At 72.1% G+C, this 24,550-nt stretch carries 18 protein-coding genes; 7 read left to right on the forward strand and 11 right to left on the reverse strand.

Translation table 11 applies throughout. The features are described 5' to 3' along the window. Positions 1 to 23: 23 nt before the first annotated feature. From GA0070624_RS14110 to GA0070624_RS14120, 3 genes are read right to left on the reverse strand one after another with little or no spacing between them, the layout of a single operon-like run. Positions 24 to 659 (reverse strand): sugar transferase, encoded by a 636-nt coding sequence (locus GA0070624_RS14110; RefSeq protein WP_218105155.1) that lies wholly within the window; start codon positions 657 to 659, stop codon positions 24 to 26. Then, the gene (locus tag GA0070624_RS14115) at positions 656 to 1,696 is read right to left on the reverse strand and encodes a GNAT family N-acetyltransferase (protein ID WP_091341195.1); all 1,041 of its coding nucleotides are present in this window, start codon (positions 1,694 to 1,696) and stop codon (positions 656 to 658) included. The genes GA0070624_RS14110 and GA0070624_RS14115 overlap by 4 nt, the downstream gene beginning before the upstream one ends. Next, the gene (locus tag GA0070624_RS14120; RefSeq protein WP_091341197.1) at positions 1,693 to 2,820 is read right to left on the reverse strand and encodes a DegT/DnrJ/EryC1/StrS family aminotransferase; all 1,128 of its coding nucleotides are present in this window, start codon (positions 2,818 to 2,820) and stop codon (positions 1,693 to 1,695) included. The genes GA0070624_RS14115 and GA0070624_RS14120 overlap by 4 nt, the downstream gene beginning before the upstream one ends. Positions 2,821 to 3,056: 236 nt before the next feature. On the opposite strand from GA0070624_RS14120, the gene GA0070624_RS14125 reads away from it, so the two are divergent. Together GA0070624_RS14125 and GA0070624_RS14130 are read left to right on the forward strand one after the other, a co-directional pair. Further along, a complete protein-coding gene (locus GA0070624_RS14125; RefSeq protein WP_091341199.1) occupies positions 3,057 to 4,082 on the forward strand; it encodes a DUF389 domain-containing protein in 1,026 nt (341 codons plus the stop codon). A 230-nt stretch (positions 4,083 to 4,312) separates the two neighbouring features. Further along, a complete protein-coding gene (locus GA0070624_RS14130) occupies positions 4,313 to 5,308 on the forward strand; it encodes an LCP family protein (protein WP_245718783.1) in 996 nt (331 codons plus the stop codon). Positions 5,309 to 5,360: 52 nt separating this feature from the next. Here GA0070624_RS14130 and GA0070624_RS14135 read toward each other — a convergent pair whose 3' ends face one another. Next, entirely contained in the window at positions 5,361 to 7,808 is a 2,448-nt protein-coding gene (locus GA0070624_RS14135) for a Tex family protein (RefSeq protein WP_245718784.1), read from the reverse strand. 97 nt (positions 7,809 to 7,905) lie between these two features. On the opposite strand from GA0070624_RS14135, the gene GA0070624_RS14140 reads away from it, so the two are divergent. Next, positions 7,906 to 9,417, forward strand: a complete 1,512-nt coding sequence (locus GA0070624_RS14140) for a deoxyguanosinetriphosphate triphosphohydrolase family protein (protein ID WP_091341204.1) — start codon at positions 7,906 to 7,908, stop codon at positions 9,415 to 9,417. A gap of 24 nt (positions 9,418 to 9,441) precedes the next feature. On the opposite strand, the gene GA0070624_RS14145 is transcribed toward GA0070624_RS14140, so the two are convergent. The 5 genes from GA0070624_RS14145 to GA0070624_RS14165 all read right to left on the reverse strand — a co-directional run bounded on the left by GA0070624_RS14145 (position 9,442) and on the right by GA0070624_RS14165 (position 15,998). Next, the gene (locus GA0070624_RS14145) at positions 9,442 to 10,584 is read right to left on the reverse strand and encodes an MBL fold metallo-hydrolase (RefSeq protein WP_091341206.1); all 1,143 of its coding nucleotides are present in this window, start codon (positions 10,582 to 10,584) and stop codon (positions 9,442 to 9,444) included. A 93-nt stretch (positions 10,585 to 10,677) separates the two neighbouring features. Further along, a complete protein-coding gene (locus tag GA0070624_RS14150; protein ID WP_091341208.1) occupies positions 10,678 to 11,862 on the reverse strand; it encodes a zinc-dependent alcohol dehydrogenase in 1,185 nt (394 codons plus the stop codon). A 749-nt stretch (positions 11,863 to 12,611) separates the two neighbouring features. Then, positions 12,612 to 13,373, reverse strand: coding sequence for a succinate dehydrogenase/fumarate reductase iron-sulfur subunit (locus GA0070624_RS14155; RefSeq protein WP_091341210.1), 762 nt, complete (start codon positions 13,371 to 13,373; stop codon positions 12,612 to 12,614). Then, positions 13,370 to 15,307, reverse strand: a complete 1,938-nt coding sequence (locus GA0070624_RS14160; RefSeq protein WP_091341212.1) for a fumarate reductase/succinate dehydrogenase flavoprotein subunit — start codon at positions 15,305 to 15,307, stop codon at positions 13,370 to 13,372. Before GA0070624_RS14160 ends, GA0070624_RS14155 begins: the two co-directional genes overlap by 4 nt. Before the next feature lies 1 nt (position 15,308). Continuing rightward, positions 15,309 to 15,998: a succinate dehydrogenase cytochrome b subunit gene (locus tag GA0070624_RS14165; protein ID WP_281180974.1), complete on the reverse strand. Its 690-nt coding sequence runs from the start codon at positions 15,996 to 15,998 to the stop codon at positions 15,309 to 15,311. A gap of 77 nt (positions 15,999 to 16,075) precedes the next feature. Here GA0070624_RS14165 and GA0070624_RS14170 point away from each other — a divergent pair, with 77 nt between their 5' ends. Beyond that, positions 16,076 to 17,008, forward strand: coding sequence for a LysR family transcriptional regulator (locus tag GA0070624_RS14170; protein ID WP_091341246.1), 933 nt, complete (start codon positions 16,076 to 16,078; stop codon positions 17,006 to 17,008). Positions 17,009 to 17,110: 102 nt separating this feature from the next. Here GA0070624_RS14170 and hrpA read toward each other — a convergent pair whose 3' ends face one another. Further along, a complete protein-coding gene (gene hrpA / locus GA0070624_RS14175; protein ID WP_091341248.1) occupies positions 17,111 to 21,154 on the reverse strand; it encodes an ATP-dependent RNA helicase HrpA in 4,044 nt (1,347 codons plus the stop codon). Positions 21,155 to 21,445: 291 nt separating this feature from the next. Here hrpA and GA0070624_RS14180 point away from each other — a divergent pair, with 291 nt between their 5' ends. Continuing rightward, on the forward strand, positions 21,446 to 21,895 hold the full coding sequence (locus tag GA0070624_RS14180) for a cytidine deaminase family protein (protein ID WP_245718785.1): 450 nt from the start codon (positions 21,446 to 21,448) through the stop codon (positions 21,893 to 21,895). A gap of 5 nt (positions 21,896 to 21,900) precedes the next feature. Here the strand turns inward: GA0070624_RS14180 and GA0070624_RS14185 are convergent, their stop codons facing one another. After that, complete coding sequence (locus tag GA0070624_RS14185; RefSeq protein ID WP_091341252.1) at positions 21,901 to 22,260, reverse strand: YciI family protein; 360 nt, start codon at positions 22,258 to 22,260, stop codon at positions 21,901 to 21,903. 125 nt (positions 22,261 to 22,385) lie between these two features. On the opposite strand from GA0070624_RS14185, the gene GA0070624_RS14190 reads away from it, so the two are divergent. Both GA0070624_RS14190 and GA0070624_RS14195 read left to right on the forward strand, forming a co-directional pair. Next, complete coding sequence (locus tag GA0070624_RS14190; protein ID WP_091341254.1) at positions 22,386 to 23,432, forward strand: FecCD family ABC transporter permease; 1,047 nt, start codon at positions 22,386 to 22,388, stop codon at positions 23,430 to 23,432. Positions 23,433 to 23,467: 35 nt separating this feature from the next. Then, positions 23,468 to 24,550 carry a FecCD family ABC transporter permease gene (locus GA0070624_RS14195; RefSeq protein ID WP_245718786.1) on the forward strand — a complete coding sequence of 361 codons (1,083 nt, stop codon included), beginning with the start codon at positions 23,468 to 23,470 and terminating at the stop codon, positions 24,548 to 24,550.

Raw genomic sequence — 24,550 nt, forward strand, 5'->3', positions numbered from 1 at the left:
AACCTCCCAGCGTGCCGTGCGGCTCATTCGCTCCGCTCCAGCGTCGGCACGAGCAGGCCGACATCGTCGACCTCTGTCAGCGACTGCCCGCGGATCTCGCCTCGACGGAACGGTTCACCGAGGGTGCGGACGAGGATCCGCAGATCCAGGCGCAGCGACCAGTTGTCGATGTAGTCGATGTCCAGGTCGAGCCGCTGGCCGAGGGTCAGCGAGCGTCGCCCGCTCACCTGGGCCAGACCGGTGATGCCGGGCTTCATCACGTGCCGCCGCGCATGCCGCGCGTTGTAGCGGGGCAGGTACTCCATCAGCAGCGGTCGGGGGCCAACCAGGCTCATCCTCCCGGTGACCACCTGGACGAGCTCGGGCAGTTCGTCCAGACTGGTCCGCCGGAGGAATCGGCCGATCCTGGTGGACCGGACATCGTCGGTGGTCCATCGCTGCTCGCCAGGCAGTGGGGCGCGCATGGTCCGGAACTTGCAGAGCAGAAATGGTCTGCCGTGTAGACCGGGACGGAGTTGCCGGAAGAGGATCGGTCGTCCCGAGGTGACGAAGATGGTCAGGGCGACGGCCGCAATGACCGGGCTGAGCAGCAGCAACAGGATGCTTGCCAGCGAAATGTCCAGGACCCGTTTGATCGCCTGCGCGGTCGGTGTGGTCATCCGACCTCCCACCGGTAGGCCGGGAAGAATCCCGAGTCGAGCAGTTCGGTTGGCGGCCGATCAAGCCGCGCAGCGTGCTGAGCCACCAGGGCGTCGTACCGGGCCTTGTCGAGGACGAGCGATCCCGTCCAGAACTCCGTTCGAGCGCCGCCGAAGGAGCGCTTGAACTGGAACAGGCTGTCGTCCGCCCGTACGCCTCCGCCCAGGTGTACCCATGCGTAGCCGCAGTTCGCCGCCCACTCGAAGACGGTCCAGAGCAGCAGGTTGTTGGCGCCGCTCCGTGCTGCCGCGGTGTCCGAGCCGGCGAGGTGGTAATGCACCCGATCCGCGTGCTGCATCAGGAGGGTCGAGGCCACCACCATGCCGTCGCGGTCGCGAACCTCTCCGATCAAGAGTGCCTTGCCGAGCCCGTCGAGCAGCATTCGGTAGTAGCGGTCGGGAAAGATGTAGCTGGGCGAGCTACCGACCCGCGTCATGGTCCGCTCGTAGAGCCGCCGGAATGTCGAGCCGGCCGTCAGGTCGGCCTCCTCCACCGGCCGTACCGACGCCTCCATCCCGACCCGCCGGGCCTTGCGTATCGCCGTGCGGCACCTTCCCGCCAGGCGATCCCAGGTCGTGCCGGAGCCCTGGGAGACCGCCACTGTCACGGTGTCGGCTCGTCGCGTCATCGGAACCAGGCCGAGCGTACGCATGACCTCGACCGACCCTGGTTCCAGCGGAGAGAAGCGCAGAAAGACGGTCACGAGGCCGCTGTCCCGCCAATGCTCGAGGAGCAGCGACCAGACGCGGTTCACCTCGCTCCTGGGGATATCGGGGTTGATGTGAACGCCGGAGTAACCGTAGGGGCTCGCCGCGTCACTGATCCCGTCGGCGACCGGTCGGACGAGGTACGGGACCATCATGCGGTCCGAGGCGTGTGCGAGGTGCCAGGTGGCGCCCTCGGCAGATGCCACCGCCGCCCCGTATCCCGGCGTGAAGTAGACGTCCGGGTAGGACGACGGGGCGGCGTCGGTGCGGAGGTCGAAGCTGACGCTCATCGGAGGTCCACAAACTGCTCGATCGCATCGAGGACGCGGACGACCTGGTCCTCGGTCATACCGTAGCCGCTCGGTAGGACGAGGCCGTCCGCGAAGAGGCGCTCGGCCGTGCCGGTGAGCAGCGCCTCCGCGCCGGCGAAGACCGGCTGCAGGTGCATCGGCTTCCATACCGGTCGGGTTTCGATGTGCTGCGCGCTGAGGTGGGCGGCGAATTCCCTGGCCCGCCACCCGGCAACCAGCGGATCGACCACGATGGTGGTGAGCCAGCAGTTGGCCCCGTGGTCCTCCTCGGCGAGCAGTCGCACGCCGGGAACCGCGGCAAAGAGCTTGGAGTAGCGCTCCCGCAATCGTCGGCGCCGCGTCACGATGTCGTCCAACCGGTGTAGTTGGGCTCTGCCGAGCGCGGCGAGCAGGTTGCTCAACCGGTAGTTGTAGCCCACCTCGGTGTGCTCGTAGTGCGGGACCGGCTGACGGGCCTGGGTCGACAGGTACCGGCAGCGAGCGACGAGATCGCCGTCGTCGGACAGGAGCATCCCCCCACCGGACGTGGTGATAATCTTGTTGCCGTTGAACGAGAAGACCCCGGCTCGGCCGAAGGATCCAGCGGCCCGCCCCCGATGGGTCGACCCCAGCGCCTCGGCGGCATCCTCCACGACGGGAACCTCGGCCTCCGCGCAGAGCGGAAGAATTCGGGTGTAGTCGGCGCACGCCCCGAACATGTCCACGGGCATCACGGCCCCGACCCGGCGGCCCTTGTCTCGTAGGTCGCGGAGCAGTTCCTGCAGGAGGCCGGGATCAAGGTTGCCCGTCGCCGGCTCACAGTCGATGAAAACGGGTTCCGCGCCCGTGTAGACGACCGCGTTGGCCGTGGCGGCGAACGTGAGTGTGGGTACCACGACCGTGTCCCCGGGCCCCACGCCGAGCGCGAGTAGGGCCAGGTGCAGGCCCGCGGTACCCGATGCCAACGCGACGGCGTGCCCGCAGCCCACCCGCTGGGCGACCTCGCGCTCGAATGCCGCCAGGTCAGGACCTGCCGGTGCCACCCACCCCGAGCGGAGTGCGTTCAGGACGTATGACTCCTCGAGGGGGCCGACGTCGGCAGGTGAGAGGAGGATCCGATCCATCACCGAAGAGGTGCTTTGCGGTAGGCGACCGTCGGTCGACCGGGTGTCCGGACAGGAACAGCCATGAAGGTCCTCCCACGCTCGTGGTACGCCCTGGGAATATTAGGACCGTTCTGTACCAGTAGGTGGGGAAACGTCCATATCTCCGAGCGAGAACGGGGACCCGTACTGCCGCCGAGGGTCGAGTAGGGTGGTCCGGCCACGAATGCTTACCAACCGGCTGGTTGGGGGACCCAATGCTGCACCTGAGGATCATCGCTCCCGCCGATCAGTCGGCGGCGGTGGCCGACCTGCTGGCCGCGGATCCCGGGGTCACCCACCTGGCCGTGCTCAGCGGAGCCGCCCGCCAGCCCGCTGGTGACCTGATCCTCTGCGACGTCGTGCGGGAGAGCGCGGACGGCGTGCTGCACGGACTCCGCGAACTGGGGGTCGAGGCGCACGGTGGGATCGCCGCCGACGACGTGGAGTTGACCCTGTCGGGGGCGGCCGTCCGGGCCGCCCGGGACGCTCCGGGCAGCGGGGCCGACGCGCTGGTCTGGGACGAGATCGCCGCGAAGACCGGTGAGCAGACGGAACTGTCCGGGACGTTCCTCGCCCTGATCGTGGTCGCCACCATGATCGCCGGCGTTGGCGTCCTCCTCGACCAGCCCATCCTCATCATCGGCGCGATGGTGGTCGGACCCGAGTTCGGCCCGCTCGCGGCCCTCTGTGTCGCCCTGCTGCGCCGCAATGCGAAGATCATCGGACGCTCGGTCCAGGCATTGGTGGTGGGCTTCCTGGTCGCCATGGTCGCCACCGTGCTGAGCACCTGGGCGCTCACGGCCGCCGGTCTGGTCAACCGGGACATGCTGCTGGCCGACCGGCCGCTCACCGACTTCATCTGGCGGCCGGACGCGCTCTCCTGGGTGGTCGGCCTGCTGGCCGGGGTCGCCGGCATGCTCTCACTGACGTCGAAGAAGTCTGGTTCCCTGGTCGGTGTGCTGATCTCGGTCACCACCGTGCCGGCCGCCGCGAACGTCGGGGTCGCGGCGGCCTACGGGGTCTGGCCCGAGGCCGCCGGGTCGGCGCTTCAGTTGCTGATCAACATGTGCGCGATCGTGCTCGCCGGCCTGCTGACCCTGGCCGTGCAGCATCTCTGGTGGTGGAACGTGGCCCGCCGTACCACCGGGCCGATCACCCGAAGGCGCCCTCGGGGTCCAGCCGCCGATTCGGCGGCGTCCGCACCGGGACAGAGTCGCCATCCCGACCGCCCGCTCAGATGACAAACGGCGGCGGTTGCGGCCGCGGCGCCGAACAGTCCCGCCCGCACGCCGGCCGGGACGGTCCCAGGTAGCTCCGCGCGGGCATTCCTCGATTCGACCGCCCGCGCCGTTTTTAGCCGCTAATGTCACGATTCATGGTGGAGCAGCTTCCTGGCGCAATAGGGCGGTCGTCCCGACCGCCATGGAATCCGCGGGACGACCACCCCGGTCGACGGCGACGTCGACGGTGGGTGCCGAGGAGTCGGTGGGCCCGGCTGACGATCCTCGTCGCTGCCCTCGTGCTCCTGCTGGTGATCGGCGGCGGTGGGGTCGGCGGGTGGCTCTACGTGCGGTCACTGGAAAAGCAGGTCCAGAAGGTTGAGGCCTTCAACGGGCTGCAGGAGGCGCAGCGACCGGTCCGGGCCGCGGACTCGGCGCTGAACTTCCTCGTCGTGGGCAAGGACCAGCTGGAGCCGGGCGAGGCCACCTCGCGTACCGACACGATCATGCTCGTCCACGTGCCGCACAGTCGGAACCAGGCCCAGGTCATCTCGATACCGAGGGACACCTGGACCACCATCCCCGAATCTCCTCCGGAGGTCGGAGGGGGACCGAGGATGGCCAAGATCAACGCGGCGTACGCCTGGGGTGGCACCCCGCTGCTGGTCCGGACGGTCGAGGAGTTCACCGGAGTCCGCATCGACCACGTCGTCCTGGTGGACTTCGTCGGCTTCGCGAAGGTGATCGACGCGCTGGGCGGGGTGGACGTCACCGTCGACCGTCCGTTCACCTCCGACGCGGCGGGCGGCCAGGTCTACCAGCCCGGCGTGCATCGCATGAACAGCGCGGTCGCCCTGGAGTACGCCCGGGAGCGCCATCAATTCATCGACGGTGACTACAGCCGGATGCGTCACCAGCAGGCCATCGTGGCCGCCGTGATGCAGGAGGTGCGGCGCAGGGGCATCCTGGCCAACCCGGCGCAGCTCGACGACTTCCTCCGGGCCACCGCCGGTGCCGTGCAGGTGGACCGGGAGCTGCCGCTCTTCGACACCATCTGGAGCCTGCGCGGGCTCGGCGTCCAGGACCTGACCATGCTGACCACTCCCACAACCGGCACCGGGATGGTCGGCGACCAGAGTGTGATCTTCCCCGACACGCCAGCCTCGGCGAAGCTCTTCGCGGCGGTGCGCGACGACACCATGGAGCAGTGGCTGGCCGAGAACCCCACGGCCCTCCACCCGAACTGACCGCGGCAGCGGCCCGGGGCCACCACGTCGGTGGCACCGGGCCGCTGCCCGGTCAGGCCAGTCCGGCCCGGCGGAGCGCGTCGGCCATGGCGCTGTTGGCCGGCGGTGCGGCAGCCCCGCCCCGGCCCTGCCGCTGCTGCGGCCCGCCCTGGGACCCGCCCCGGCCCTGCCGCTGCTGCGGCCCGCCCTGGGACCCGCCCCGGTCGCCGCGCGATCCGCCCTGGCCGCCACGCGAGCCGCCCCGGTCGCCGCGTCCGGCGCCCTGGTCGCCGCGCTCGCGTCGGCCGGCGTCGCTCTGCGGGCGACCGGCCGACGTCTCGTCGTCCAGCCGAAGGGTGAGCGAGATCCGCTTGCGGGGCACGTCCACGTCGAGCACCTTGACCCGGACCACGTCACCGGACTTCACCACGTCCCGGGGGTCCTTGACGAACGTGTTCGACATGGCGGACACGTGCACCAGGCCGTCCTGGTGCACCCCCACGTCGACGAACGCCCCGAAGGCCGCGACGTTGGTGACCACGCCCTCCAGCAGCATGCCGGGGACCAGGTCGCTGATCTTCTCCACGCCCTCCGCGAAGGAGGCCGTCCGGAACGCCGGCCGCGGGTCCCGTCCCGGCTTCTCCAGCTCGCGCAGGATGTCGGTGACGGTGGGCAGGCCGAAGGTCTCGTCGACGAAGTCAGTCGCCTTCAGTCCGCGCAGGATCGCGCTCTGCCCGATCAGCGAGCGGAGGTCCCGCCCGGTGCCGGCCAGGATCCGCCGCACCACCGGGTACGCCTCCGGGTGCACGCTGGAGGAGTCCAGCGGGTCGTCGCCACCGGGGATGCGCAGGAAGCCGGCGCACTGCTCGAACGCCTTCGGGCCGAGCCGGGGCACCTTCTTCAACTCCGCGCGGGACCGGAACGGCCCGTTGGCGTCCCGGTGCAGCACGATGTTCTCCGCCAGCCCGGCACCGATGCCGGAGACCCGGGTGAGCAGCGGCGCGGAGGCGGTGTTCACGTCCACCCCGACCCCGTTGACGCAGTCCTCGACCACCGCGTCCAGCGAGCGGGACAGCTTCACCTCGGACAGGTCGTGCTGGTACTGCCCCACGCCGATCGAGCGCGGGTCGATCTTGACCAGCTCCGCGAGCGGGTCCTGGAGGCGGCGGGCGATGGAGACCGCGCCGCGCAACGACACGTCCAACCCGGGCAGCTCCTGCGAGGCGTACGCGGAGGCGGAGTAGACCGACGCGCCGGCCTCGGAGACCACCACCTTGGTCAGCGTCAGCTCCGGGTGCCGCCTGATCAGGTCGCCGGCCAGCTTGTCGGTCTCCCGGCTGGCCGTGCCGTTGCCGATGGCGATCAGCTCCACCCCGTGCGCGCCGGCGAGCCGGGCCAGGGTCTCGACCGAGGCGTCCCACTGCCGGCGCGGCTCGTGCGGGTAGATGGTGTCGGTCGCGACCACCTTGCCGGTGGCGTCCACCACCGCCACCTTCACACCGGTGCGCAGGCCCGGGTCCAGCCCCATCGTGGGGCGGGTGCCCGCGGGCGCGGCGAGCAGCAGGTCGCGCAGGTTGGTGGCGAAGACCCGGACGGCCTCCTCCTCGGCCGCCTGCCAGAGCCGCATCCGCAGGTCCGCCCCGAGGTGGATGAGGATCCGGGTACGCCAGGCCCAGCGCACGGTGTCGGCCAGCCACCGGTCGGCCGGGCGGCCCTGGTCGCTGATGCCGAACCGGCCGGCGATCGCCGCCTCGTACCGGCTCGGGCCGGCCGGCACGGCGTCGGAGTCGCCCTCGGTCTCCGGGTCCATGGTCAGGTCGAGCACCTTCTCCTTCTCGCCCCGGAACATGGCGAGGATCCGGTGCGAGGGGAGCCTGGTGTACGGCTCGGCGAAGTCGAAGTAGTCGGCGAACTTGGCCCCGGCGGCCTCCTGGCCGTCGCGTACCCGGGAGACCAGCCGGCCCCGCGACCACATCTGCTCGCGCAGCGTGCCGATCAGGTCGGCGTCCTCGGCGAACCGCTCGATGAGGATGGCCCGGGCGCCCTCCAGTGCGGCGGCCGGATCGGCGACGCCCCGCTCGGCGTCGACGAACCCGGCGGCCGTCTCCCGAGGGTCCTGCGACGGGTCGGCCAGCAGCGCGTCGGCGAGGGGCTCCAGCCCGGCCTCGCGGGCGATCTGTGCCCGGGTCCGCCGCTTCGGCTTGTACGGCAGGTAGATGTCCTCCAGCCGGGACTTGGAGTCGGCCGCCATGATCTGCGCTTCGAGGGCCTCGTCCAGCTTGCCCTGGCTCCGGATCGACTCCAGCACCGCGGCGCGCCGCTCGTCCAGCTCGCGCAGGTAGCGCAGCCGCTCCTCGAGGGTGCGCAGCTGCGCGTCGTCGAGCAGGCCGGTGGCCTCCTTCCGGTAGCGGGCGATGAACGGCACGGTGGCGCCGCCGTCGAGCAGCTCCACGGCCGCGCGTACCTGCCGTTCGGTGACGCCGAGCTCGTCGGCGATCCGCTGGTGCACAGACTGGGTCACGATCTGATCCGCCTTCTCGGGTTGGTTCCGCAGTGCATTGTGCCGGTCCGTCCGGACGACTGCCGTCGGCCCCGGCCGCTGCGCTAGCGTTGCGATCATGGAACCACCTGCCGATCCCCGGGCCCGGCGGCTCTTCGGCGGCAGCGCCCGGGCCCTCGGCGACCTGGCCGCGAGCCCGTTCCGGGCCGACCGGGACCGGATCGTGGCCTCGCCCTTCTTCGCCCGGCTGGGCGGGGTGACCCAGGTGGTCAGCCCGGGCGGCTCGGGCCTGCTGGTGCACAACCGGCTCACCCACAGCCTCAAGGTGGCCCAGGTGGCCCGGGCGGTGGCCGAGCGGCTGACCGCCGACGAGCAGCACCGCGCCCTGCTGGAGAAGCTCGGCGGTTGTGACCCGGACGTGGTGGAGGCCGCCGCGCTCGCTCACGACCTGGGCCATCCGCCCTTCGGGCACCTGGGGGAGCGGGTGCTGGACCGGCTGGCCCGGCAGCGCCTCGGCCTGGCCGACGGCTTCGAGGGCAACGCGCAGTCGTACCGGATCGTCACCAGCACCGAGATCCGGGGCGCGGCGACCACCGGGCTGGACCTCACCGCCGCCGTGCGGGCCGCGATGCTGAAGTACCCGTGGACCCGGCTGGACCACCCGGACCCGCATCCCCGGCACCTCGATCCGGCGCCGCGCGGGGCCACCCCGCCGCCCGACGAACCGGAGAGCGGCTCGTCGAAGTTCGGCGCGTACCGGACCGAGCTGCACGACCTGCGGCAGGCCCGGGAGCCGTTCGTCGGCCGGATTCCGGACTGGCAGCAGACCGTCGAGGCGTCCATCATGGACACCGCCGACGACATCGCGTACGCCATCCACGACGTGGAGGACTTCTACCGGGTCGGGGTGCTCCAGCAGGGCGCGGTGGCCGCCGAGCTGATGGCCTGGCAGCGGGAGAGCGGGCACTTCCGGGCGATCACCGAGCCGGCGTTGGCCACCGCGGCCCGCCGGCCGGGCGCGGCCATCGAGCGGCTGCGCCGGCAGTTGCACCGAAAGGACGACTGGATCGCCGACGACAACGCGTTCGCCGCCGCGGTCGAGCACGTCCGCGAGGAACTGGTCGAGGGGCTGCTCGCCCAGCCCTTCGACGGCTCGATCGAGGCGGAGCAGTACGTCGCCCGGTTCTCCGCCCGCTGGTCCACCCGGTTCGTGGAGGCGATCAGGGTGGTTCCGGAGCCGACCCCGCGCTCCGGGTACGTGCTGCTGGCCAAGGCTCAGTGGCACGAGGTGCAGGTGCTGAAATTCGTGCACCACCGGTTCGTGCTGGCCCGGCCCGACCTGGCCCTGCACCAGCGGGGTCAGGCCCGGCTGCTCGGCACGCTGGTGGAGGCGCTCTGGGAGTGGCTGCTCGACCCGGAGGAGGAGTCCCGGCTGCCCCGCCGGCTGCACGACCTGGTCGAGCTGGCCGAGGCCGAGCTGCACCCGCGCACCCCGGATCGGGTCGGCAAGGCCCGGGGCCGGGCCATCGTCGACTTCGTCGCGCAGCTCACCGACGGCCAGGCGGTGGCGATGCTGGACGCCCTGTCAGGCCGCTCCGGCGCGCTCTGGACCGACGCCTTCGTGCTCTGAGCGGCCCGGCCGGGACCAGCCGGCTCAGGCGACCGCCTCCCACCAGCCGTCCACCGGCGGCGGGTCGTCCACCACGACCCGCTCGCCCGGTCGCGGCACCGCCAGGCGTACGTCCCGGGCCTTGGCCTCCGCCCAGAGCCGGTTCACCGGCTCGGCCCAGTCGTGCAGGGCGAGGTTGAATGTCGCCCAGTGCACTGGGATGAACAGCCCGCCGCGCAGGTCGAGATGGGCGCTCACCGCCTCCTCAGGAAACATGTGGATGCTCGGCCAGGCCCGGTCGTACGCGCCGATCTGCATCAGCGTGACGTCGAACGGCCCGTGCGCGGCACCGATTCCCGGGTAGCCGTCGAAGTAGCCCGAGTCCCCGGTGTAGAAGGCCCTGCGGTGCGCCCCGGCGACCACCCAGGAGCTCCAGAGGGTGCCGTCGCGGCGCAGCCCCCGGCCGGAGAAGTGCTGGGCCTCGGTGCAGGTGATCGTCAGCCCACCCACCCGGTGGCTCTCCGACCAGTCCAGCTCGACGATCCGCTCCTCCGGCACGCCCCACCGGTCCAGGTGGGCGCCGACGCCGAGCGGCACCAGGAACGGTGCGGACTGGCTGGTCAGCAGGCCGCGGACGGTCTCCAAATCCAGGTGGTCGTAGTGGTCGTGCGAGATCAGGATGGCGTCCACCGGCGGCAGTTCGTCGAGGCGTACCGGGGGCTCGTGGATCCGGAGCGGGCCGATCAGGGAGGACGGGGAGCAGCGGTCGCTCCACACCGGGTCCACCAGCACCCGGCGCCCCTCGATCTCGATCAGCACCGAGGCGTGGCCGTACCAGACGACGTTGAGCTGGCGCGCGGTGTCGGACGGGGTGTCGGCGGACGGTCGCAGCAGCGGGACGGGGCTGGTCGGCCGCCGCTTCTGCTTGCCGAAGATCAGCTCCTTGACCAGGTTCCGGCCCGGGTCGGCGACCATCGCCCGGGTGTTCGTCCGGTTGCGGAAGGTGCCGTCGCGGAACTGCGGCGACCGGGCCGCCCGCTCCAACCGGGCCCCGGTCAGCCGACCGCCGAGCTGAGCCGGCACGTCCCGGCCCACCCAGGCCACGCCCGCCAGCGCCGCCACCCCGGCCATCCGCCACAGCCGGCCCGCGAGTGCCCGCTCTACCGCCCGCTCCGCTGGTGCGCTCATCGTCGTCCCCTCCGCCGCGTCCCGGAGTACACCGTAGCCACCCCGACGCCCGGCCGGTCCCGTTGGTCGCGCCGGTGATCACCACCATGCGGCTCACGGCGCGAGGACGACCTTGATGCAGCCGTCCTGCTTCTTCTGGAACATCTCGTACGCCTGCGGCGCCTGCTCCAGCGGCAGCCGGTGGGTCCGCAGGTCCTCGACGCCCAGCGGGTCGTCGTCGCCGGAGAGCAGCCGCATGATCTCGTCGGTCCAGCGGCGCACGTGGCACTGGCCCATCCGCAGCTGGATGCCCCGGTCGAACATCTCCATCATCGGCATGGGATCCAGCTCGCCGCCGTAGACGCCGGCGACGGAGACGGTGCCGCCGCGCCGGACCGCCTTGAGGGCGGCGTGCAGCACGGCCATCCGGTCCACGCCGGCCTTGTCCGCCATAGTCTGCGCCAGCTTGTCCGGCAGCAGCCCGGTGGCGGTCTGGGCCAGCTTGCCCAGCGGGGCGCCGTGGGCCTCCATGCCGACCGCGTCGATCACCGCGTCCGGCCCGCGCCCGTCGACGAGGTCGATCAGCGCTCCGGGCACGTCGTCCAGTTCCGAGACGTCGAGCACCTCGATGCCGTGCCGGCGGGCCAGTTCCAGCCGTTCCGGCACCAGGTCCAGCCCGATCACCCGGCCGGCGCCGAGGTGCCGGCCGATCCGGGCGCTGAGCTGCCCCACTGGCCCGAGTCCGAAGACGGCGAGGGTGCCGCCGGGCGGGGTGTCCGCGTACTTCACCGCCTGCCACGCGGTGGGGAGGATGTCGGAGAGGTAGAGCCACCGCTCGTCCGGGCCGGTCTCCGGGATCGTGATCGGCCCGAAGTGGGCCTGCGGGACGCGCAGGTACTCTGCCTGCCCGCCCGGGACCGAGCCGTAGAGCGACGTGTAGCCGAACAGTGCGGCTCCCTTGCCCTCGGAGGTGACCTGGGTGGTCTCGCACTGGGCGTAGAGCTGGCGCTGGCACATCCAGCAGGTGCCGCAGGAGATGTTGAACGGGACCACCACCCGGTCGCCCGGCGCGAGCCGGCTCACCCCCGGGCCGACCTCCTCGACCATGCCCATCGACTCGTGACCCAGGACGTCGCCCGGCTTCAGGTACGGCCCGAGCACCTCGTACAGGTGCAGGTCGGATCCGCAGATAGCGGTCGAGGTGATCCGGAGGATCGCGTCGGTGGGCTCCTCGATGCGGGGGTCCGGTACCTCCTCGACCCGGACGTCACGCTTGCCCTGCCAGGTCAGTGCCTTCATGCCTGAATGTCCCCTCTCCGGCGCCGTCCAGAGATCTGCTACCCGCGCTCGGGGACTTGAACCGGCGGTCCGTCGGCACCCTGGACCGGTCCGGCCTCCCCCGGCGGACCGCCCAGCTGGCGGCCGGCGGATCGTCCGAGAGCTCCTTTGGAGCTGCCCGCACAAACGGGGCAGGGGACGCGTGCCGGGCTGGCAGCTGTGTCGGCTGGATGGCGCGGGGTGTACGTGTCGAGGCTGGGGGCTGGTCGGCGTGGGTGGGTGACGTGCGTGTTGGGGGCTGGGGCTGTGTCGGCGTGGGTGGGCGGCGTTCGTGTTGGGGGCTGGGTTGTGTCGGCGTGCGTGGGTGGGCGGTGTGCGTGTCGGGGCTGGGGCTGTGTCGGCGTGGGTGGGGCGGGCGGTCCTCACCGGGCTGGCCAGCCGCATCGACGGCAGGGCCTACACGCAGTCCGATCACGCTCGCTGTCCGGTCCGATTGGGGAACTCCGGGCGCATGGACGGGGCAGCTCCAAACGCTTTTTATGGGTCACCTGTAGCCCGGCCGCGAGGGCGAGCCGCCGGTGTCGTGAGCGCCGGGGCCGGAAGCCGGCGCCAGCTGGTAGCCGGGCCGCAGGCTGGCAGTCGGTCCGCAGGCTGGCAGTCTGGCAGGTTGGCCACCGGCGGCAGGTCGGCGGCCGGGCCGGAAACGGGCCGACCGCCGTACCCCTATCGGGGCACGGCGGTCGGTGACGGCGCTGACGTGACTGCAGGGCTCAGGAGCCCGCGGTGTCGCCGCGCTTGGCGGTCGCCGCGAGGTAGTCGCGGTTGAGTCGGCCGATGGTGTTCAGCGGGATGCCCTTCGGGCAGACCACCGTGCACTCTCCGGCGTTCGTGCAGCCACCGAAGCCGGCCTCGTCGTGCGCGTCGACCATGCCGATCACCCGGGTGTACCGCTCGGGCTGGCCCTGCGGCAGCAGCGAGAGCTGGGTGACCTTGGCGGCGGTGAAGAGCATGCCGGAGCCGTTGGGGCAGGCCGCCACGCAGGCGCCGCAGCCGATGCAGGCGGCCGACTCGAAGGCGGCGTCCGCGTCGGCCTTCGCCACCGGCGTGGCGTGCGCCTCGGGCGCGCTGCCGGTCGGCGCGGTGATGTAGCCGCCGGCGGCGATGATCTTGTCGAAGGCGTTCCGGTTGACCACCAGGTCCTTGATGACCGGGAAGGCCCGGGCCCGCCACGGCTCGATGTCGATCGTGTCGCCGTCGGAGAACTGCCGCATGTGCAGCTGGCAGGCCGTGGTGCCGCGCTGCGGACCGTGCGCGTTGCCGTTGATCATGAGGCCGCACATGCCGCAGATGCCCTCGCGGCAGTCGTGGTCGAACGCGATCGGCTCCTCGCCCTGGAGGATCAGCCGCTCGTTGAGCACGTCGAGCATCTCCAGGAACGACATGTCCGGGGACACGTCGTCGACCTGGTAGGTCACCATCCGACCCTTGTCCTCAGGGCCCTTCTGGCGCCAGATGCGCAGGGTCAGATTCACTTGTAGCTCCGCTGCGTGGGGTGGACGTATTCGAACTGCAGGTCTTCCTTGTGCAGCACGGACGGCTGACCGGTGCCGGTGAACTCCCAGGCCGCCGCGTACGCGAAGTGCTCGTCGTCGCGCTGCGCCTCACCGTCGGGGGTCTGGTGCTCGGCCCGGAAGTGGCCGCCGCAGGACTCCTCGCGGTGCAGGGCGTCGATGCACATGAGCTCGGCCAGCTCGAAGAAGTCGGCCACCCGGCCGGCCTTCTCCAGCGACTGGTTGAGCCCGTCGCCGTCGCCCAGGACCCGGACCCGCTGCCAGAACTCCTCGCGCAGCGTCCGGATCTCGTCGATCGCCTTGCGCAGACCGGCCTCACTGCGCTCCATGCCGCAGTGCTCCCACATGATCTGGCCCAGCTCGCGGTGGAACGAGTCCACGGTCCGGTCGCCGTTGACGGCCAGCAGCCGCTGGATCCGGTCCTCGACGTCCGCCCGGGCCTCGACCGCCGCCGGGTGGCTGGCGTCGATCTTCTCGAGCGGGCCGGCGGCCAGGTAGTTGGCGATGGTGTTCGGCAACACGAAGTAGCCGTCCGCGAGGCCCTGCATCAGCGCCGAGGCGCCGAGCCGGTTCGCGCCGTGGTCGGAGAAGTTCGCCTCGCCGATCACGAACAGGCCCGGGATGGTCGACTGGAGGTCGTAGTCGACCCAGAGGCCGCCCATCGTGTAGTGCACGGCGGGGTAGATCCGCATCGGGACCTCGTACGGGTCCTCGCCGGTGATCCGCTCGTACATCTCGAAGAGGTTGCCGTACTTCGCCTCGATGGCCTTGCGGCCGAGCCGGTTGATCGCGTCGGCGAAGTCGAGGTAGACGCCGAGTCCGCCGGGGCCGACGCCGCGACCCTCGTCGCAGACGTTCTTGGCGGCCCGGGAGGCGATGTCCCGGGGGACCAGGTTGCCGAAGGAGGGGTAGATCCGCTCCAGGTAGTAGTCCCGCTCGTCCTCGGGGATGTCCCGCGCCGGGCGGTTGTCGCCCTTGGCCTTCGGCACCCACACCCGGCCGTCGTTGCGCAGCGACTCGCTCATCAGGGTCAGCTTCGACTGGTGGTCGCCGGAGACCGGGATGCAGGTCGGGTGGATCTGCGTGTAGCAGGGGTTGGCGAAGTACGCGCCCTTGCGGTGCGCCCGCCAGGTGGCGGTGACGTTGCAGCCCTTGGCGTTGGTGGAGAGGTAGAAGACGTTGCCGTAGCCGCCGGAGGCGAGCACGACCGCGTCCGCGAACTCCGTGGTGATCTCGCCGGTGACCAGGTCCCGGACCACGATGCCCCGGGCCTTGCCGTCGACGACGATCAGCTCCAGCATCTCGTGCCGGGCGTTCATCTCCACGTTGCCGAGGCCGATCTGCCGCTCCAGCGCCTGGTACGCGCCGAGCAGCAGCTGCTGGCCCGTCTGGCCGCGGGCGTAGAAGGTGCGCTGTACCTGCGCCCCACCGAACGAGCGGGTGTCCAGCAGGCCGCCGTACTCGCGGGCGAACGGCACGCCCTGCGCGACGCACTGGTCGATGATGTTGACCGAGACCTCGGCCAGCCGGTGCACGTTCGACTCCCGCGAGCGGAAGTCGCCGCCCTTGACGGTGTCGTAGAAGAGCCGGTGCACCGAATCGCCGTCGTTGCGGTAGTTCTTCGCCGCGTTGATGCCACCCTGCGCCGCGATCGAGTGGGCCCGGCGCGGGCTGTCCTGGTAGCAGTAGGACTTGACCTGGTAGCCCTGCTCGGCCAGGGTGGCCGCGGCCGAGCCGCCGGCCAGGCCGGTGCCCACCACGATCACGGTCATCTTCCGGCGGTTGGCCGGGTTGACCAGCTTCGCCTCGAAACGGCGGCGGTCCCAGCGGGTCTCGATCGGGCCGTCGGGAGCCTTGGTGTCGGCGATCGGGTCGCCCTCGGTGAACAGCTCCATGTCAGGACACCAATCCGGTGAGTACGGCGAACGGGACCACCAGGAAGCCGGCGCTGAGCGCGACGGCGAAGACCAGGGCGGCGGTGCGCGCCCGGCGCTCACCCTTCGGGGTCTGCTGCCCCAGGCTGCGGAACGCGCTGAACGCGCCGTGCCGCAGGTGGAAGCCGAGCGCGACGATCGCCAGGGTGTAGAAGAGCGTGACGTACCAGCGCTCCGGCGCGAAGTCGGCGACGACGTTGGCGTACGGCTTGGTCTGGTCGCCGACCGGGTTCAGGTGACCGGAGGTCAAATCCAGCAGGTGGTAGATCACGAAGAGCAGGATGATCACCCCACCCCAGCGCATCGTGCGGGCCGCGTAGCTGCCCTGGACCTTCGGGCGGTGTGCGTACCGGACCGGGCGGGCGGCGCGGGAGCGCCGGGCCAGCGCGGTGGCGGCGGCGATGTGCCCCAGGACGGCGACGCTCAGCACGGCGCGCTGGATCCAGAGGTACCAGACGCCCGGCAGCAGCGGCTTGCCGATGTCGCGCAGCCAGTGCGCGTAGTGGTCGAACGAGGTCTCCCCCGTGAACACCTTCAGGTTGCCGAGCATGTGCGCGATGAGGAACAGCACCAGGATGATGCCCGTCACCGCCATGACGGCCTTGAGGCCGACATTCGAGCGGATGGGCGACCGGGTTCTCGTGACTACCACACGACCGACGCTAGGAGCACTTCGATCAGGCGTCCAATGCATCGAATTCGCAGTCTTGATAGCCGTAGGCTATGTAGATGCAGCTGCATCAGCTCCGGTACTTCGTCGCGGTCGCAGAACTACGACATTTCACCCAAGCCGCCGAACTGGTGGGCATCACCCAGCCCTCGCTGAGTAAGCAAATTCACGCCCTGGAGACCGACCTCGGGGCCCCGCTGTTCGAACGGGTAAGGGGCAACATCGCCCTCACCGCGGCCGGCGAGGTGCTGCTGCCCTTGGCCAAGCGCATCCTCGCCGACGTGGACACGGCGACCCGGGAGGTGCAGGAGCTGGTGGGGCTGCGTCGCGGCCGGGTCCGGCTCGGCGCCACCCCCAGCCTGGCCACCTCGCTGGCCCCGCCGGTGCTGCGCCGGTTCCGCGACGCCCACCCCACCGTCGACCTGCAGGTGGTGGAGGGCGGCTCCCAGGACCTGGTCCGGGACCTGCTGCGCGGCGACCTCGACCTGGCCCTGATCATCATGCCCGGGCAGGGCGCCGACTCGGGTCTGCGCGCCGACCCGATCCTGCGGGAGAGTCTGGTGGTCGCCTCGGTGGACCCGCTGCCGGCCACCTCCGCCACCGGCGAGCTGCGCATCACCGACCTGCGCGACCAGCCCCTGGTCATGTTCCGGGAGGGCTACGACCTGCGCGACGCCACCCTGCAGGCGTGCCGGGAGGCCGGCTTCGAGCCGACCCTCTCGGTCGACGGCGGGGAGATGGATGCGGTGCTCAGCTTCGTCGAGGCCGGGCTCGGCGTCGCCCTGCTGCCCGGCATCGTGGTCAACCGCCGGCCCGGCATCCGGGTCACCCGGCTCGCCCCGCCGGGCGTACGGCGGACCATCGCGGTAGCCCGCCGCCGCGACGTGGTGCCCACCCACGCCGGCCGCGAGCTGCGCCGCATCCTGCTCGAGTACGTGCACGACGCCACCACGAACCACCAGCTGCCGCCGGGCGTCGAGCCGCTGACCTGACCGGAGCGCTTTGCTCTGCTGCAGCAGACGCGACAAAGGGAGCGCTTCGGTGTTGCCTGGACTGCAGCAGAGCAAAGGGGCCGGCAGGCGGGTGAGGCGCCGTCAGCGCCCCTCGGCCTCGTCCATGGCGCGGTAGATGCGTTGCTCGGAGACCGGGTAGGGGGTGCCCAGGGCCTGGGCGAAGATGTTCACCCGGAGTTCCTCGATCATCCACCGGATCTGCCGGACGGCCGGGTCCTGGCGGCGCGCCGGCGGGAGCGCGGCGAGCATGTCCGCGTACTCCTTCTGCACCACGGCGATCCGGTCCTGCTGGTGGCGGTCCCGCTGCGGGTTGCCGGGCAGCCGGTCCAGCCGGCGCTCGATCGCGGTGAGGTAGCGCAGCACGTCGGGCAGGCGGGCGTACCCGGTCTCGGTGATGAAGCCCTTGTGCACCAGGCCGGAGAGCTGGGCGCGGAGGTCCGCCAGGGCGGCCACCACGGCGAGGTTCTGGGTCCTGCCGAGCCGCTGCTCCACCGCGTACGCGGCGGCGAGCACCCTGCGCACCCGGTCCATCACCTCGACCACGGTGTCCACCAGGTCGGCGCGGACCTTGTCGCGCAGCGCGGCGAAGCCCTCGGCGTCCCAGGCCGGGGCGCCCGCGTCGGCCATCAGTTTGTCGATCGCCGCCCCGGTCGCGTCCTCGATCAGCTCCTGCACCCCGCCGTGCGGGTTGCGGCTCAGCGCCAGCTTCGCCTCGTTGGAGAGGCGCCCCTGGAGGAACTTCGCCGGCGACGGCACGGTCAGCCGGAGCAGGCGTCGGGTGCCCGCCCAGTGCGCGGCGGCCTGCTCCGCCTCGGAGTCGAAGACCCGTACCCCGACCGTGCTGCCCTCGTCGACCAGGGCCGGGTACGCGGTCACCGCGTACCCGGCGCGGACCTGCTCGATGGTGCGCGGCAGGGCGCCGATGCTCCACTCCGTCAGGCCGGTCCGGGCCACGTCCGGCGCGGCGGCGGCGACGACCTGGCGTACCTCCTGGCGGAGCTGGCGTTGCAGGGCCGGCAGGTCCTTGCCCTCGGCGACCGGCGCGTCGTCCTCGCCGAGCACCCGGAACGTCACCCGCAGGTGCGGCGGCAGCTTCGTCAGATCCCAGGCGTCCCGCGGCACGGTGACCCCGGTCATCCGGCGCAGCTGCCGGGTGAGCGCGTCGAGCAGCGGCTCTTCGCCCGCCGGCATCGAGGCGAGCGCGGCCCGGGCGTAGTCCGGCACCGGGACGAAGTTGCGGCGGAGCGCCTTGGGCAGCGACCGGATCAGCCCGACCACCAGCTCCTCGCGCAGCCCGGGCACCTGCCAGTCGAAGCTCTCCGCCGGCACCTGGTTGAGCATCGGCAGCGGGATGTCCACGGTCACCCCGTCGGTGGGGGTGCCGGGCTCGAACCGGTAGGTCAGCGGCAGCGCCACCCCGTCGGCCTGCCACTCGTCCGGGTAGTCGGCCTCGTCCACGCCGCCGCGACCGGTGTTGATCAGCAGCTCGCGGGTGAAGGTGAGCAGGTCGGGGCGTTCCCGGCGGGTCTTCTTCCACCAGGCGTCGAAGTGCCGGCCGGAAACCACGTCGGCGGGGATCCGCTCGTCGTAGAACTGGAAGATCGTCTCGTCGTCGACCAGGATGTCGCGGCGCCGCGCCCGGTGCTCCAACTCCTCGATCTCGGTCAGCAGCCGCTGGTTGTCCCGCCAGAACTGGTGGTGGGTCTGCCAGTCGCCCTCGACCAGGGCGTGCCGGAGGAACAGCTCGCGCGACAGCGCGGGGTCGATCCGACCGAAATTGACCTTGCGGGAGGTGACCAGCGGGATGCCGTAGAGGGTGACCCGCTCGTAGGCCATCACCGCGGCCTGCTTCTTCTCCCAGTGCGGCTCGCTGTAGCTGCGCTTGACCAGGTGCTGGGCGAGGGGTTCGACCCATTCGGGCTCGATCCGGCCGTTCACCCGGCCCCAGAGCCGGGAGGTCTCCACCAGTTCGGCGGCCATCACCCAGCGCGGCGGCTTCCTGAACAGCGCCGAGCCGGGGAAGAGCGCGAACTTCGCCCCCCGAGCGCCCAGGTATTCGTTCTTCTGCGCGTCCTTGAGCCCGATGTGCGACAGCAGGCCGGGCAGGAGCGACTGGTGCACCTTCGGGGTGTCGATCTCCTCCGGCAGGTCCGCGCCGGCCGCCCGCCGTCCGCCGTCCGCCCCCTTCGCGCTTCGCCCGCCCCCGCCGGCCTGTTCGGGGGTACGCAGCACCTGGCGCAGCTGGCTGACGATGTCCTGCCACTCGCGGACCCGCAGGTAGTTCAGGTACTCCGCCTTGCACATCCGGCGGAACGCGCTCGACGACAGCGCCCGCTGCTGCTCCCGCAGGTAGCGCCAGAGGTTGAGGAACGCGACGAAGTCCGACTCCCGGTCGGCGAACCGGGCGTGCGCCTGGTCGGCCTGGGCCTGCTTCTCCGCCGGCCGCTCCCGCGGGTCCTGGATGGAGAGCGCGGCGGCGATCACCATCACCTCGGTGGCGGCGCCGTTGCGCTCGCCCTCCACGACCATCCGGGCCAGCCGCGGGTCGACCGGGAGCTGGGCCAGCCGCCGGCCCAGCGGGGTGAGTCGCTTCGCCGGGTCGGTCTCGGCCGGGTTCAACGCGCCCAGTTCGTGCAGCAGGTTGACGCCGTCGGTGATGTTGCGCCGGTCCGGCGGGTCGATGAACGGGAAGGCGCCGATGTCGCCGAGCCCGATCGAGGTCATCTGGAGGATGACCGAGGCGAGGTTGGTCCGCAGGATCTCCGGGTCGGTGAACTCCGGCCGGGCGAGGAAGTCCTGCTCGTCGTAGAGGCGGATGCAGATGCCGTCCGAGGTACGCCCGCAGCGCCCCTTGCGCTGGTTGGCCGAGGCCTGGGAGATCGGCTCGATCGGCAGCCGCTGCACCTTGAGCCGGCTCGAGTAGCGGGAGATCCGGGCGGTGCCCGGGTCCACCACGTACTTGATCCCGGGCACCGTCAGCGAGGTCTCGGCGACGTTGGTGGCGAGCACCACCCGGCGTCCGGCGTGCGGGGCGAAGACGCGGTGCTGCTCGGCGGTGGAGAGGCGGGCGTACAGCGGCAGGATCTCCGTGCCGCGCAGCGCGGCCTTCTTCTGCACCAGCTTGCCGAGCGCGTCGGCGGTGTCCCGGATCTCCCGCTCGCCGCTGAGGAAGACCAGGATGTCGCCCGGCCCCTCGGCGGCCAGCTCCTCGACCGCGTCGCCGATGGCCTGGATCTGATCGCGGACGTTCTCCTCGTCCCCGTCGTCCTCCTCCTCGGCCTCGGTCACCTCGATCAGCGGCCGGTAGCGCACCTCGACCGGATAGGTCCGCCCGGACACCTCGATGATCGGCGCCGGCTTCTCCTCCCCGCCGTCAGCCGCCGGCGCCGCGAAGTGCCGGGCGAAGCGCTCGGTCTCGATGGTCGCCGAGGTGATGATCACCTTGAGATCGGGGCGGCGGGGGAGGAGCTGCTTGAGGTAGCCGAGGATGAAGTCGATGTTGAGGCTGCGCTCGTGCGCCTCGTCGATGATCAGCGTGTCGTACTGGCGCAGCATCCGGTCGGTCTGCAGCTCGGCCAGGAGGATGCCGTCGGTCATCAGCTTGACCAGGCTGCGGTCGCTGACCTGGTCGGTGAAGCGCACCTTGTAGCCGACCACGTCGCCCAGCTCGGTGCCGAGCTCCTCGGCGATCCGGTCCGCCACCGTCCGGGCGGCCAGCCGGCGCGGCTGGGTGTGCCCGATCAGCCCGTGCACCCCGCGCCCCAGCTCCAGACAGATCTTGGGGATCTGGGTGGTCTTGCCGGAGCCGGTCTCGCCGGCCACGATCACCACCTGGTGGTCGCGGATCGCGGCGGCGATGTCGTCCTTGCGCTCGCTGACCGGCAGCTGGGCCGGGTAGGTGATCACCGGCACCGCGGCCCGCCGGCTCTCCAGCCGCGCCTCGGCCTGCGCCACGTCCGCCGCGATCTCGGCGAGCGCGCCGTCCCGCCGCTGCGGGTCCCGCAGCTTCCGTACGCCGTCCAGCCGCCGCTGCAGGCGGCGCTGGTCGCGGAACATCAGCGAGGAGAGGCGGCGGTGCAGCTCGCGGACGGTGACGGATTCGGCGGGTGCGGCTGGATTCTGCATGTCGTCGCCAAGGATAGGCAGCCGGGCCGCGTGCCGCCCCCGGGTTACCGCCCGCCGAGCAGGCTCACCCGGCCGCGGTCCTGCCCGGCGGGCTCGCCTGCCCGATCGGCGGCCGCAGCCCGCGCGTCGTCCGGCGTGTGCACGGACCGGATCCGGCGGGTGAACATCGGCGCCGCGGACAGGACGAGGCCCGCAGAGCCGGTCGGGCTAGCGGTGGCGTCGGGCCGGGCACCTTCGGCGACCGGATTAGAGTGGCCGCCGACCGACGTCGAGCACGGGGACGAGATGATCATGCGGGACACCGACCGGGCGCTGGTGCAGGCCGCCACGGCCGTCGCCAAGCTGCGCTGCCGCAGCGACAACCACACCGTCGCCGCCGCGGCGCGGACCGCCGACGGACGGGTCTTCACCGGCGTGAACGTCTACCACTTCACCGGGGGCCCGTGCGCCGAGGTGGTCGCCATCGGCGCGGCCGCCACCCAGGGCGCGGGCGAGCTGGAGACCATCGTCGCGGTGGGGGACCGGGGGCGGGGCGTGCTCCCGCCCTGCGGCCGGTGCCGCCAGGTGCTGCTGGACTACTTCCCGTCGATCCGGGTCATCGTGGGACCGATGGACGCGCTGCGCGCGGTCCCGGTCGCCGATCTGCTGCCGGAGACCTACGTCTGGGCCGAACAGCAGGTCGAGGCGCCGGCCGGGCCGGGGCCGATGGTGCCCGGCACTCGCCCGGCCGTCGAGGACTAGCCGAGTCAGTCGCCGGACGCCGCCTCGAGCATCGAGCGGGGGACCGGCACCGTCTCGAACCGCACGTTGCCCTCCGGCACCATCCAGCTCATCACCTGCACGGCCAGCCGTCCGGCCCGCACCGCCGGGTCGTTGGCGTAGAGCTCGCGGGCCATCTCCGGGTCGACGGAGAGCACGACGAAGCCTCGCAGCCGCTCGTCGTCGGCGCCGAGGAACGGCCCGGCGGCGAGGACGGCGCCCTGCTCCACCAGCCCGGCCTGGTGGGCCAGGTGGGCGTCCTGCAGCCGGTCGGCCGCGTCCCGTGGCAGCTCGGGTGCGTCCGTCGGGCGGACCAGGAGCACGACCGTGTGCTGGTCGAATCGCATGCGTCCAGGGTATGGCCGCGACCGGATCAGGTCTCCCGGTAACTGGATCGACGGTGGCGAGTTAGGGATCCCTAACCCCTTCCGTTAAGGTAAGGCGAACCTAAGCTGAGAGGTGCGAGGGACTCGTGACCACCGTCGCCGCCAGGCCCGCCCGGGCCGGCACCCCGACCCGTCGGCGCGGGGGCCGCCGGGTGGCGGTCGCCGTCGCGGCGGCCCTGCTGCTGGCCGTCGCACTCCTCGCCAGCCTCGCTCTCGGCAGCCGGCCGCTCGCCGTCGACCAGGTGTGGCACGCGCTCACCGCGCCGGACGCCGGGGAGGCCAGCACGATCGTCCGGGAGTTGCGGCTGCCGCGTACCGCCCTCGGGCTCGCCGTCGGGATCGCGCTCGCGGTGGCCGGGGTGCTGTTCCAGGCGCTCACCCGCAACCCCCTCGCGGAGCCGCGGATCCTCGGCATCAGCGCCGGCGCCTCGTTCGGCGTGGTGCTGGCCATCTCCGTCTTTGGCGTGGGCACCCTCGCCGGGTACGTCTGGTTCGGTATCGCCGGCGCGTTCCTCGCCGGCCTGCTGGTCTTCGCCGTCGCCGCCCGCGCCCGCGAGGGCGCCAGCCCGGTCACCCTCGCGCTGGTCGGCGCGGCCCTCGACGCCAGCCTCGCCTCCGTGGTGTACGCGCTGCTCAGTATCGACGCCCGGACCTTCGAGGAGTACCGGTTCTGGGTGGTCGGCGGGTTGACCGGCCGGGACCTCACCGTCGCCGCGCAGCTGCTGCCGTTCGTGCTCGCCGGGCTCGCGCTGGCCGCCATGGTCGCCCGGGGCCTGGACGCGCTCGCCCTCGGCGACGATGTCGCCCGCGGCCTCGGCCACCGCATCGGCCTGGTACGCCTCGGCGGCGGCACCGCCGCAGTGCTGCTGACCGGGGCAGCGGTCGCCGCGGCCGGCCCGATCGCGTTCGTCGGCCTTGCCGTTCCGCACCTGGCCCGGGCCCTGGTCGGCGCCGACCACCGCTGGACCCTCGCGGTCTCCGCGCTGCTCGGCCCGGCGCTGCTGCTCGCCGCCGATGTGATCGGGCGGCTCGTCGACCCGCCCGGAGAGGTGCCGGCCGGCATCGTCACCGCGCTGATCGGCGCCCCGCTCCTCGCCTACCTGGTCCGCCGCGCCCGGGTGGTGACCGCGTGATCGCCCCCTCCCGCCCAGTCGCTCCCCACCCGCGCGTGCCTGGCGACCTCCCGGCCGACCCGGGGGTTCGGACCGGGGCCGGTCCGGCCGGGCTCCCCGGTCGGTCGCTGCTGCGGCTCGGTCCGGTGAGCGTGCAGATCCGCCGCCGCTCGGTGCTGGTCGCGGTCGCTCTGACCGGGCTGCTGGCGGTGGCCGGCATGCTCAGCCTCTCCCTCGGCACGCCGTACGTCGCACCGGCCGACGTGCTGCGTGCGCTCTCCGGCGCCGACACCCCGTACCACCTGGTGGTCTTCGACCTGCGGCTGCCGCGCATCGTGCTCGCGGCGGTGGCCGGGGCGGCGTTCGGCGTCGCCGGCACGCTGATCCAGAGCGTGGCCCGCAACCCCCTCGCCAGCCCGGACGTCATCGGCATCACCCAGGGCGCCGGCTTCGCCGCCACGGTGGCCCTGACCAGCGGCGTCGCCGCCGTCCTCGTCGCGCCCGCCGCGCTGGTCGGCGGGCTGGCCGCCGCCGTGCTGCTGCTCGCCCTCGGTGCCCGCCACGGTCTCGCCGCGCAGCGCTTCGTGCTCGCCGGGGTGGCGGTGGCGTTCGCGCTGCGGGCACTGACCGAGGTGGTCATGCTCACCGCCGACCCGATCGACGGCCTGCGGGCGCAGATCTGGCTGATCGGCACGCTCGCCGGCAAGGGCTGGACCGAGACCGTCTGGATCACGCTGACCCTGGCCGCGCTCCTGCCGGTGCTGGCCTGGGCAGGTTGGGCGTTGAACAGCAGCGCGCTGGACGACGACACGGCCCGCGGCATCGGCCTGCGCCCGACGGCCCGCCGGATCGGCCTCGCCGGCACCGGGGTCCTCGTCGCCGCGATGGTCACCGCCCAGGTCGGCGCGGTCGACTTCGTCGCCCTGGTCGCGCCGCAGGTGGCTCGGCGGCTGGTCCGCGCGGAACGGCCGCCGCTGCTCTGCGCCGCGTTGCTCGGGGCGCTGCTGCTGGTGCTGGCCGACCTCGCCGGCCGGCGGCTGTTCGCGCCGACCCAGCTGCCCGCCGGCGTGCTGACCGCCGCGATCGGCGGTCCGTACCTGATGTTCCTGCTGCTCCGCGGCCGCCGGAGGCCCTCGTGA

This window comes from Micromonospora rhizosphaerae (genome assembly GCF_900091465.1).
GTDB lineage: Bacteria > Actinomycetota > Actinomycetes > Mycobacteriales > Micromonosporaceae > Micromonospora > Micromonospora rhizosphaerae.